The sequence below is a fragment of the Flavobacterium pasteuri genome (genome assembly GCF_048286615.1).
GTDB lineage: Bacteria > Bacteroidota > Bacteroidia > Flavobacteriales > Flavobacteriaceae > Flavobacterium.
The window spans coordinates 455,324-466,007 of record NZ_JBLVPN010000002.1 but is presented as its reverse complement, the minus strand read 5'-3'; the positions used below and the strand labels follow the sequence as shown (position 1 = coordinate 466,007).

Genomic DNA, 10,684 nt, shown 5'->3' with positions numbered 1-10,684 from the left:
ATTAGAAGATTATTACATTTGTGGTATAAAATTTAAATTATCAATAAATAATTATCAATTACAATTTATATGAACATACCAGTAAATTTAAAGTACACTAAAGATCACGAATGGGTTAGTATTGATGGCGATACAGCAACTGTAGGAATCACTGATTTTGCACAAAAAGAATTAGGAGATATTGTTTATGTTGAAGTTGAAACTTTAGACCAGACTTTAGATAAAGATGAGGTTTTTGGTACGGTAGAGGCTGTTAAAACCGTTTCGGACCTGTTCCTTCCATTAACAGGTGAAATTATTGCTTTCAATGACGCTCTTGAAAGTACTCCTGAAAGTGTAAATTCTGATCCATATGGAGCTGGATGGATGATCAAAATAAAAATTGCAAATATGGCAGAAGTAGATGATTTATTATCTAGTGATTCTTACAAAGAACTTATTGGTGCATAAACAACTCTATTTTTTGGCCGCTTTATTATGGGCTGGAGTAATTGCTTTTTTTTGTTTGGTTCAACTGAATGATGTTCCACTGGGAGATGTTTCAAATCTGGATAAATTAGTGCATGTCTTTTTTCATTTTGTTTTAACGGTGCTTTGTTTTTTATTTTTTCAAAAATATACAAATGCATTAAACAGTTTAAAACCCGGACTAATTTCTTTTTTATTTTCTGTTTTTTTTGGAATAAGTATTGAAATTGCACAAGAATTATTTACAACCACAAGGCATGCAGATGTATTTGATGTTTTAGCAAATTTATCTGGTGCAATTTTAGGAATAGCTGCTGTCATTTTATTGGATTTAAAAAGAAAAATCAGATAAAATTTAATTTATTACAGAGTCCCACTTTGGTGGGACTTTTTATTTTATTCCATTCAAACACATGAATGTTTATTTAGTATGGTTCATCTTTTTTTAAAAGTATGCAGAAACTTCAGTTCTAGCGTTAAAAACACAAAAAGTAAAATTTTATAGTAAACTTATGTTTATATAAAATGTATTTTTGTGCTTAATAATCTACTCTAATTAAGAAATCAAAGCGCATGAATATCAAGCAGTATTTAGATTCTACCTATTTAAAAACGGCAGAACAAGCGGGACTCAGCGAAAAAGAAAATACTTTGGTTGTCAAAGATTTTATCCAAGAAGCAATCGAGGATCATTTTAAGCTTATTATGATTCGTCCTAATATGGTTTCATTGGCAAAAAAAATGATTGTTGAGGCAAATTCAGTTGTATCAATAGGAACTGTAATTGATTTTCCGGAAGGGAAATCTTCATTAGAAAATAAACTTAGCGAAGCTATTCAAGCGATACATGATGGTACTGATGATTTAGATTTTGTGTGCAATTATGAAGCTTTTAAAAGAGGAGAAATAGCCTTGGTTAAAGAAGAAGTTTTGAAATGTACCCAATTGGGTTTAGATAATAATAAGGTAGTAAAGTGGATTATTGAAGTGGCGGCTCTAAGTGATAAAGAAATTATCCAGTTGTCAAGTTTGATAAAAAATGTAATCGTTTCTAATTTTAAACAAGAGCTTTTCGCATCGGTTTTTGTGAAGTCCTCGACTGGATTTTATAAAACAGAAAATAATTTGCCAAATGGCGCCACTATTCCTTCAATACTGATGATGCTCGAAAACGCATCGCCCCTTCCGGTGAAAGCTGCAGGAGGTGTAAGAACTTATGAGGAAGCGGTTAAGATGATTCAACTGGGAGTTAAAAGAATAGGTACATCAGGTGCGAAAATTATTGCTAATGGACAAAATTCACATAATGAATATTAAATTCACAAAAAATATAAACATGAAAAAAGGGTTGCTAGCTTTATTTTTATTTTCGTTTTCCTTTTTTACTTATAGCCAAGATTTAAATAGTACTTCAGTACAATCGGGCAACTCGGCAGAGCGATTTCCTGTTTTTCCTGATTGTGTCAATTTACAATCCAAAGTGTTAGAAAATTGTTTCTACAGCCAAGTTCAGGATTTTGTTTTTGAAAATTTTCAAGTTTCGGATAATTTAAAGCAAACTAATTTTCAAGGGAATGTAAAGGTTCTTTTTGAAGTAGACAGTAATGGAGTTTTTAAAGTGATTTATGTTGACGCCATTGATGAGGCATTGATAAAAGAAACAAAAAGGGTTTTTGGTACATTTCCAAAAATACAACCGTCAACATATAATGGAAAACCAACCTATTCTAAGTTTACAATAACTATTGCCATACCTTTAAAAAGTAGGGATGAAATTGAGGCTGAAGCTTTGGCGAAAGCCGAAATCGTTTCAAATAATAAACCGAAACTTACGGAATTAGATAGTATTGTGTATAAAAAATTTACTAATCCTGAGTTTGAAAGTCATTTAAATGTTCCTTTTTCGCATAGTTATTACGCTCAGTTTGATGGGGCCTTAAATCAAATGGGAAGTAATAATCACACCGCTTCAAAACCATATACGTATGCTGAGGTTTCAAAATATTACGACTTGAAAGCAGTTAATGAAAAGATAAAAAAGAAAGCTTCTAATTGGTGGGCAAGAAAATTATGGAATGAGAGCACTGTAGAAATCCAGGGTGATGGGTATTGGTTTACATTAAATCCTATACTTGATTTACAGGTTGGTAAAGCTTCAAAAAGTGAGGCGTCTTACAGCTATATAAATACACGAGGACTCAATTTTAGAGGAGGTTTGGGCAAGCAACTTAATTTTTCTACCACGGTTTTTGAGAGCCAAGGACGTTTTGCAGATTACTTCAATCGTTATGCAGAATCTATTAAGCCCGCTGGAGGAAATCCTTCGATTATTCCAGGGATAGGAATTGCAAAAGACTTCAAAACAGATGCGTATGATTTTCCTTTGGCTGAAGCCAATTTGACTTTTACGCCTAGTAAATATTATGATTTACAATTGGGTTACGGCAGAAATTTTATTGGTGATGGATACCGTTCTTTGTTAGAAAGTGATGGTGCCAGTCCATATCCTTATTTTAAATTGAATACTAATTTTTGGAAAATAAAATATACCAATACCTACATGTGGCTAAAAGATGTTCGCCCTGAGGTGACACTAGAAAGAACGTATGCCACGAAATTTATGGCAAATCATTATTTGAGTTGGAATGTTTCAAATAAATTAAATCTTGGTTTCTTTGAATCAGTGATTTGGACCAATACGAATGACAGAGGGTTTGATGTGAATTTTGTGAATCCAATTATATTTTATCGTTCGGTTGAATTTGCTTCTTCGGCAAGAAGTGGAAATGCAGTTTTAGGATTGACTTTTAAGTACAAATGGAGTAATCAAATCAATTTTTACGGACAGTTTATTTTGGATGAATTTTCTCTTGGAGACATCAAAGAAGGAGATAATAGTTGGAAAAATAAGTATGGTTATCAGTTAGGTATTAAGTACTACGATGCTTTCAAAGTAGATAATTTACTGTTGCAATTAGAGTACAATCATGTGCGTCCTTATGTGTATTCTCATAGTATGCCAATCACTAATTATGCGCACAACAATCAGAGTATTGGGCATCAATGGGGAGCAAATTTCAAGGAATTTATTGCCATTGCTCGTTATCATAAAGGAAGGCTTTTTGCTGATGCAAAAGTTACTGTGGGAACACGAGGACTGGATTTTGATACTGCCGAAGACAGTTTTAATTACGGTGGGAATATCTATAAAGATTACGATGAAAATAGGGCTTTTGATAGTGGTGTGAAAGTAGGTCAGGGAAATAAAACGGCTGTTTTTATTGCTGATTTTCAAGGTGGTTATTTGGTGAATCCGGCTACGAACCTGAAGCTTTTTGGAAGTTATATTTACAGAAGTTTTGATCCTACAAAAAACACAGCAACCACTTTTATCGAAAGTACTAATTGGTTTACTTTAGGATTGAGGGCTGATATTTTTAATTGGTATTTTGATTATTAATCTTTTGTGAATTGTTTTTTGTCAAATCCCTTTTGATACACTACTTTTGCAAAAGTTTTTCAAAACAAACAAATTCTAGTATTGGACGCAACACAAAATACATTTTCATTAAAATCCATTTATATTGATTTCCGAGAGATCACTAAGGCGCGTTTAGCTATTAGTGTTGTGTTTTCGTCTATCGCGGGATTTATGCTTGGGATTTATGATTTGCATTCATTGGATTGGATGGTTTTGCTAAAATTGGCAGTTGGTGGCTATTGTATGGTAGGAGCATCAAATGCTTTTAATCAAGTTATTGAAAAAGATTTGGATTCTTTGATGGATAGAACGAAAAATCGTCCCGTTCCAGCTGGCAGAATGTCTCAGACTACGGCTTTGATTATAGCGAGTCTTTTAACGGTTGTTGGAATTGCATTGTTGTATACAATCAATCCAAAAACTGCTATGTTTGGCGCCGTTTCAATATTTTTATATACAAGTGTTTATACTCCTTTGAAAACGATGACTTCATTGTCTGTTTTTGTTGGTGCTTTTCCTGGAGCTATTCCTTTTATGTTAGGTTGGGTTGCGGCAACAGGAGAATTTGGAATAGAAGCAGGAACCTTATTTTTAATTCAGTTTTTTTGGCAATTTCCCCATTTTTGGGCGATTGGGTGGTTTTTGTATGAAGATTATGAGAAAGCCGGTTTCTTTATGTTGCCTACAGGTAAAAAAGACAAAGGAACAGCCTTGCAGATTATATTATACACGGTTTGGTTGATTTTAGCGTCACTTTTACCAGTTTTGGGTTATACAGGACGTTTATACATGACGCCAATTGCTGCGATTATTGTATTTTTACTGGGATTATGGATGCTTTTTTATGCTGTTCGATTATATAAATTAAGAACTGCAAAAGCGGCCAGAACTTTAATGCTAGTTAGCGTTTCTTATATTACATTGTTACAATTGGTTTATATATTTGATAAATTTTTAAGATAGTTATGGAGATGATAATGACAACTGAGGAACAAAAATCCAGAACAGCCAGATCATATAAGTTGATTTTGTTGTTTGCAATGGTAAGTATGACTATGATGTTTGCTGGTCTTACCAGTGCTTTTGTAGTGAGTAAGTCAAGAGCTGACTGGTTGAAGGATTTTCAATTACCAATAGCATTTTATTATAGTACAGCAGTCATAATAGGTTGTAGTGTTGCTTTTCATTTGGCTAAAAAAGCAATTCAGAAAAACAATCAAAGTAAAACGACAATTTTTCTTTTGACGACATTAGTTCTAGGAATATTGTTTGTAATTTTACAGTTCGTAGGATTTGGTCAAATAGTGGATAATGGGTATTATTTCACCGGAAGTGGAAGCTCAATAACCACTACTTTTTTATACGTTGTTACGGTTGTGCACTTGATTCACCTCGCTGGTGGCGTGATTTCACTTCTAATTATAATTTATAATCATTTTAAACAAAAATACAATTCATCTCAAACCCTTGGAATTGAACTAGGTGCAATGTACTGGCACTTTCTTGACTTATTATGGGTTTATTTGTTTTTGTTTTTATATTTCTTTAAATAAGAAAAAAACGTAAATTTGGGAACTTTTTAACGAATAACTTTTATGGAAGCGACAGTTACTACTGCAAATAGTGAAGAAAAAACTTGGGGAGGCGGCAATGAGCCAATGGGAGCAAGTTATGGCAAATTAATGATGTGGTTTTTTATCGTATCAGATGCTTTAACGTTCTCTGGATTTCTAGCGGCGTATGGTTTTTCACGATTTAAATTTATTGAAACTTGGCCTTTGGCCGATGAAGTGTTTACTCACTTCCCATTTATGCACGGCGTTTCTGCTCCGATGTATTATGTGGCATTAATGACTTTTATTTTGATTTTTTCATCTGTAACAATGGTTTTGGCTGTTGATGCAGGTCATCAAATGAAAAAGAACAAAGTAGTTCTTTACATGTTCTTAACCATTATTGGTGGTTTGATTTTCGTAGGATCTCAAGCATGGGAATGGAAAAATTTCATCAAAGGGGAATACGGAGCTATTGAAACAAAAGGAGGAAGTTTACTTCAGTTTGTGGATAAAGACGGTAACCGTGTAGCTTTAGCTGAGTTTGCAGCTGTTTTACCTGAAGAAAGAGAACAATTGACTAGAAGTAAAGGAAAATGGTTTATGGATGAACCAACTTTGCCTTCTTATTCTGTTGCCGAAGTTCAAGCGGGTTTCAAAGCACATCCTGAACTTTTGATCAGAACTGAGGTTATAACCAAGGACAAGAAGAAAACAATCCTTTCAAGAGAAGAGTCTGAAGCAAGATTGAGTCAAGCACATTATGTTGTTGAAGGGGCTAACTTGGTAAGAAACGAATACGGAAGTAAATTATTTGCTGACTTCTTTTTCTTTATCACTGGTTTCCACGGATTCCACGTTTTTTCTGGAGTAATCATAAATATTATCATATTTTTCAATGTGTTAATTGGAACTTATGAGAAAAGAAAAAGTTATGAAATGGTAGAAAAAGTGGGGCTTTATTGGCACTTTGTCGATTTAGTATGGGTATTTGTATTTACAGTTTTCTATCTAGTTTAATTTCAAAAAGTAATTATCATGTCACACGAACACGTATCTAATATAGGTAGAATCTGGAAAGTTTTCGGAATATTATCTGCCGTTACTATTGTAGAAGTTTATTTGGGTATTTTGAAACCAGATTTTCTTTTTATGAATGATTTTTTAAGTATGAACTTACTTAATTGGATATTCTATGCTCTTACTGTTTTTAAAGCCTATTACATTGTATATGCATTTATGCACATGGAGGGTGAGAAAAGTTCTTTAAGAAGTGCAGTTGTTTTTCCAGTAATTTTTCTGATTTTATATTTACTCTTCATTCTTTTGACAGAAGGGGATTATATTTATGAGGTTTTTAAAAATTCTACCATAAAATGGAATTTTTAACAAGATATTAATTCAAAAAGAGGGTACGCATTGCGTACCTTTTTTTATTTTTGTACTTTAAAAAGTATCACTACAATGAAAAAAAATATTGTCCTTTTCGTTCTTTTTATTTTACCTATAGTTGCCTACCTTTTTTTTGCTTCAGGTGTTAATGGCTTTACTAAATTACCTACAATAACTCCTAATACTGCTGATTTAGGTAATTGGCAATCTTTAGACGGTCAAAAAGTTAGTTTGAATGGCAAAGTAACAATTCTCGGTTTTATGGGTACTGAGCTTTTAAAAAACAGGGGAAATCTTTTCAATTTAAATCAAAAAATTTATCAAAGGTATCATGAGTTCAAAGATGTTCAGTTTGTGATGATTTGTCCAACCGGAACTGAAAAAGATGCTAAAAAAGTGGTCAATGCTTTGGGCGCTTTTACTGATGTTGCTCAGTGGCGATTTGTATTCGCACCTACGGAAGAAATTAATACCTATTATTCCCAATTAAAATTAGTGGAGAAATTGGATGAGAATTCTGGCACGCCAAAAGTTTACATCATTGATAAAAAACGAAATCTTCGCGGTCGAAAGCTTGTGAAAGATGCTAAAGAAGGATATAATACATTTCACCCGGCGGAGTTGAGTAACGAAATGCTGGATGATTTTAAAGTCATTCTTTATGAATATCGTGCAGCCCTTAAAAAGAACAATAACGCCACCAGAAAAATTTAATATTTTATGTTCAAAAATAAATCATACATAGGAATCTCTTTTATTATTTTGATTTTTGGGATTTATGCAGTTCCAAAAATAGTAGAGAGAATTAAAAACGATAAAGTGGTTCAAGGGGATAGACTTGACAGTGTTAATCCAGCAACTGCAGAAGAAGGGCAGTTAATTAAAATTGGTCCAGCACCTAAATTCGAATTAATAAATCAAGACAATAAGAAAATTACTAATGAAACGTACAAAGGGAAAGTGTATGTTTTAGAATTTTTCTTTTCCACCTGTCCAACGATTTGTCCAAAAATGAATGAAAGCATGTTGGTCTTGGAAAAGAGTTTTTTTGGAAATCCTAATTTTGGAATTGTCTCTATTACTATTGATCCAGAACATGACACGCCACAAGTATTAAAAGAACATGCGAATCTTTTAGGAGTAAAATCGTCTAATTGGAATTTTTTAACTGGAGACAAAGCCTATATTTTTAATTTAGCCAATAAAGGTTTTAATCTTTATGCAGGTAAAAACAAAAAAGTTGCCGGTGGTTTCGAGCATTCAGGATTATTTGCATTGATTGATAAAAACGGAAATATCCGTTGTAGAAATGATGATTTTGGAAATCCAATTTTATATTATGATGGTTTGGATAAAAAAGGAGTAAGAAACATTCAACAAGATATTAATATTTTATTAGAAGAATAAGAATGGAAAATAATTCGTTAGAGCAGAGATTCAGTAAGTTCATTATTGCAGTTTCAATTTTAATTCCAGTAGTGGTCGCCATACTTTTTGGAGTAAAACTAAAAGATTTTGGATATAATGTAGAGCCACTTTCATTTTTGCCACCAATCTATGCAACTACCAACGGAATCACGGCTATTATTTTAATCGCTGCTGTTGTAGCCATTAAAAACGGAAAAAGAAAACTTCATGAAAGGTTGATGACGAGTGCAATTGCCTTGTCTGTTGCTTTTCTAGTGATGTATGTGGCGTATCACATGACTTCTGATTCCACTAAATTTGGTGGAGAAGGCGCAATTAGATACGTTTATTTCTTTATTTTAATTACGCACATTGTTTTGTCAATTGCCATTATTCCGATGGTTTTAATAACGTATGTTAGGGCATTGGCAGAAAATTTTGATAAGCATAAAAAAATCTCCAAAATTACTTTTCCTATCTGGTTATATGTTGCCGTAACTGGAGTAGTTGTTTATTTAATGATTTCACCGTATTATGTATACTAACGATTTAAGTAATAAAATTAAAGTGGTCAAAGCCCCTGGAAAAGTAAAAAGAAATGGTAAATCGTATCTTTTTTCTTTATTGTTAATTCTTGTTTTCAATCTCTTTTCGCTATCAGCAAATGCGCAATGTGCCATGTGTCGCGCTGCATTGACTAGTGAAGGAAATACAACTAAAGCAGCAGCGGTAAATGATGGGATTGTTTATTTAATGGTAATTCCATATCTTCTTGTTGCAGGAATTGGTTATGCTATCTATCGAATGAAAAAGAAAAAATCCTAAAAATTTCAATAGGAATATCAAAAGTCAATCTGAAAACAGTGTATTTCAGTTTTAAGGATTCGGTTTACTGATTTCTAAAAACTGACCACAGACCACTCTAATTCAGTCCATCTACGGAAACATTAACGGTTCCTTTTACTTTTATAAAGGCAATAATAGCTTGATTTGTCAATTGGATTTTCTGAAATTGAATCTCTTCCATTTTTCCATTTACAAAAACGCCTTGCATAGGTGAGTAGTTTTTTAAATAAGTCATCATGCTTTTTTGACCTTCTTCAAGATTTGGTTTTATGGAGTAGCGACAACTATGCTCTATTTTTCTTAAGATTAATCCTTGCGCTAACCAATTAGCAGTTAGCATTAATTTATTTTTTGTGTCCAAAGCATAATCCAATTGATCAAAATATACTTCTTTGGTTTTGTCGTTATATTGTGGAAAACCGGCTAAATAGATGGTTCCGTTTACAGAACCCAATACATCTAAAGCGATTATCATTTTTCCGTTCTTATGCCAAATGGCAACATTCTGAACTTTTACTTTCTTGGATCCTGAACCAAATTCTTGTCCGGCAAAATTCTTGGTCATTAGTTTTGATGCTTCCAGATAAGTAGAAACAGCAACAATGTTTGCCGTTATTTCCTGAGGGATTTTAGATACCGGTTTTAAAACAATTTTACTGGCATTAAATTTAGATTCCGGTTGCTTTCCTATTAATGTTTCCATGTTGCATTTCATTCCCATTTCCAATACAAAAGTGTCATTTTTGAGTTTGGCATTGGTAGAATAAATTTCAATAGGAACAATCCGAAGCCAGCTTTCATACGCATCGCTCATTTGAAAAGGAACACAAATTTTCTCTAAAGCCGCCAAAACATTCGGTTTGAAGTCCATTGATTTTGCAATAGCATCATCAATTTTCTTTTCTATTTTTGATTTAAAAAGCTTTATTCCGGGATTGATAAGATAGGTTACAGGAACATTTTTTCCAAAAACGGTCATTGTCGGACTTTCATTCCAATCCAATGATTTTAATTCCGTTTTAGTATTCATTTTCCAATTTGTTAAACCTACATCACTGAGCAAAGTGACCACGCCATCAAGATTGAATTCTTTGGTATTGTACAATTCAACGCCCATTTTCTTTGTTCCAATCCTATATTTTACGATAGCTTTCAATGGTAAAACAGTTCTAATTTTTTGACCATTGGCTCCGTTGTCATTCTTGATTGTGATTGGAGCTAGTTTCCAAATCTTCATTTCAATATCATCATCTTCAATATTGTTGTCTTCATAAATTAGCCCATTCAGGAGTGAGTTCGTTTGATTTTCTATATCCTTCAATTTTACGCTGATGGGCAAATTGATAAAGGAAGGAGTGTTCTCGTAAACCAAAGGTGTGGCGTCGTCCGGTTCTGGTTTTAAAGTAGCTATTTTATTAGTTGTTGAACAGCTTGTTATCAGTGCGATAGACAGGATTATAAGTAGAGCTGAAAAGTATTTATGCATTTTATTTTAGTTTGGTGAGGCAAAATTAGCAAAACAATTCTTTTTTAGGAT

The 10,684-nt window shown here is 33.0% G+C and carries 13 protein-coding genes; 12 read left to right on the top strand and 1 reads right to left on the bottom strand.

The genetic code is table 11. The annotated features are described in order from the left end of the window. The first annotated feature begins 69 nt into the window (after positions 1-69). The 12 genes from gcvH (at position 70) to ACNQF6_RS04690 (ending at position 9,126) form a co-directional block, all read left to right on the top strand. A complete protein-coding gene (gene gcvH, locus ACNQF6_RS04745; RefSeq protein WP_099714316.1) occupies positions 70-450 on the top strand; it encodes a glycine cleavage system protein GcvH in 381 nt (126 codons plus the stop codon). Then, positions 443-820 carry a VanZ family protein gene (locus ACNQF6_RS04740; protein ID WP_417963714.1) on the top strand — a complete coding sequence of 126 codons (378 nt, stop codon included), beginning with the start codon at positions 443-445 and terminating at the stop codon, positions 818-820. The genes gcvH and ACNQF6_RS04740 overlap by 8 nt, the downstream gene beginning before the upstream one ends. 221 nt (positions 821-1,041) lie before the next feature. Further along, the gene (gene deoC / locus ACNQF6_RS04735) at positions 1,042-1,785 is read left to right on the top strand and encodes a deoxyribose-phosphate aldolase (RefSeq protein ID WP_417963712.1); all 744 of its coding nucleotides are present in this window, start codon (positions 1,042-1,044) and stop codon (positions 1,783-1,785) included. A 19-nt stretch (positions 1,786-1,804) separates the two neighbouring features. Continuing rightward, the gene (locus ACNQF6_RS04730) at positions 1,805-3,928 is read left to right on the top strand and encodes a gliding motility protein RemB (protein WP_417963710.1); all 2,124 of its coding nucleotides are present in this window, start codon (positions 1,805-1,807) and stop codon (positions 3,926-3,928) included. 81 nt (positions 3,929-4,009) lie between these two features. Next, positions 4,010-4,912, top strand: a complete 903-nt coding sequence (gene cyoE / locus ACNQF6_RS04725) for a heme o synthase (protein ID WP_417963708.1) — start codon at positions 4,010-4,012, stop codon at positions 4,910-4,912. Positions 4,913-4,914: 2 nt separating this feature from the next. After that, entirely contained in the window at positions 4,915-5,502 is a 588-nt protein-coding gene (locus tag ACNQF6_RS04720) for a cytochrome c oxidase subunit 3 (RefSeq protein ID WP_417963706.1), read from the top strand. A 42-nt stretch (positions 5,503-5,544) separates the two neighbouring features. Continuing rightward, entirely contained in the window at positions 5,545-6,522 is a 978-nt protein-coding gene (locus tag ACNQF6_RS04715; RefSeq protein WP_315206358.1) for a cytochrome c oxidase subunit 3, read from the top strand. 18 nt (positions 6,523-6,540) lie between these two features. Then, complete coding sequence (locus ACNQF6_RS04710) at positions 6,541-6,891, top strand: cytochrome C oxidase subunit IV family protein (RefSeq protein WP_417963704.1); 351 nt, start codon at positions 6,541-6,543, stop codon at positions 6,889-6,891. Between the two features lie 75 nt (positions 6,892-6,966). Continuing rightward, positions 6,967-7,608 (top strand): hypothetical protein, encoded by a 642-nt coding sequence (locus ACNQF6_RS04705; protein ID WP_417963702.1) that lies wholly within the window; start codon positions 6,967-6,969, stop codon positions 7,606-7,608. A gap of 6 nt (positions 7,609-7,614) precedes the next feature. Further along, positions 7,615-8,301, top strand: coding sequence for an SCO family protein (locus tag ACNQF6_RS04700; protein WP_417963700.1), 687 nt, complete (start codon positions 7,615-7,617; stop codon positions 8,299-8,301). Positions 8,302-8,303: 2 nt separating this feature from the next. Beyond that, entirely contained in the window at positions 8,304-8,846 is a 543-nt protein-coding gene (locus ACNQF6_RS04695; protein ID WP_315162950.1) for a DUF420 domain-containing protein, read from the top strand. Beyond that, a complete protein-coding gene (locus ACNQF6_RS04690; protein WP_282710828.1) occupies positions 8,836-9,126 on the top strand; it encodes a hypothetical protein in 291 nt (96 codons plus the stop codon). The genes ACNQF6_RS04695 and ACNQF6_RS04690 overlap by 11 nt, the downstream gene beginning before the upstream one ends. Positions 9,127-9,223: 97 nt before the next feature. On the opposite strand, the gene ACNQF6_RS04685 is transcribed toward ACNQF6_RS04690, so the two are convergent. Further along, positions 9,224-10,633: a DUF4403 family protein gene (locus ACNQF6_RS04685; RefSeq protein ID WP_417963698.1), complete on the bottom strand. Its 1,410-nt coding sequence runs from the start codon at positions 10,631-10,633 to the stop codon at positions 9,224-9,226. Positions 10,634-10,684 lie beyond the last annotated feature (51 nt).

Coding starts and splice junctions, on each gene's coding strand:
- ACNQF6_RS04700 (WP_417963700.1), top strand. CDS start 7,615: ATGTTCAAAAATAAATCATACATAGGAATCTCTTTTATTATTTTGATT.
- ACNQF6_RS04720 (WP_417963706.1), top strand. CDS start 4,915: ATGGAGATGATAATGACAACTGAGGAACAAAAATCCAGAACAGCCAGA.
- ACNQF6_RS04685 (WP_417963698.1), bottom strand. CDS start 10,633: ATGCATAAATACTTTTCAGCTCTACTTATAATCCTGTCTATCGCACTG.
- ACNQF6_RS04705 (WP_417963702.1), top strand. CDS start 6,967: ATGAAAAAAAATATTGTCCTTTTCGTTCTTTTTATTTTACCTATAGTT.
- ACNQF6_RS04730 (WP_417963710.1), top strand. CDS start 1,805: ATGAAAAAAGGGTTGCTAGCTTTATTTTTATTTTCGTTTTCCTTTTTT.
- ACNQF6_RS04690 (WP_282710828.1), top strand. CDS start 8,836: ATGTATACTAACGATTTAAGTAATAAAATTAAAGTGGTCAAAGCCCCT.
- ACNQF6_RS04695 (WP_315162950.1), top strand. CDS start 8,304: ATGGAAAATAATTCGTTAGAGCAGAGATTCAGTAAGTTCATTATTGCA.
- ACNQF6_RS04715 (WP_315206358.1), top strand. CDS start 5,545: ATGGAAGCGACAGTTACTACTGCAAATAGTGAAGAAAAAACTTGGGGA.
- deoC (WP_417963712.1), top strand. CDS start 1,042: ATGAATATCAAGCAGTATTTAGATTCTACCTATTTAAAAACGGCAGAA.
- gcvH (WP_099714316.1), top strand. CDS start 70: ATGAACATACCAGTAAATTTAAAGTACACTAAAGATCACGAATGGGTT.
- ACNQF6_RS04710 (WP_417963704.1), top strand. CDS start 6,541: ATGTCACACGAACACGTATCTAATATAGGTAGAATCTGGAAAGTTTTC.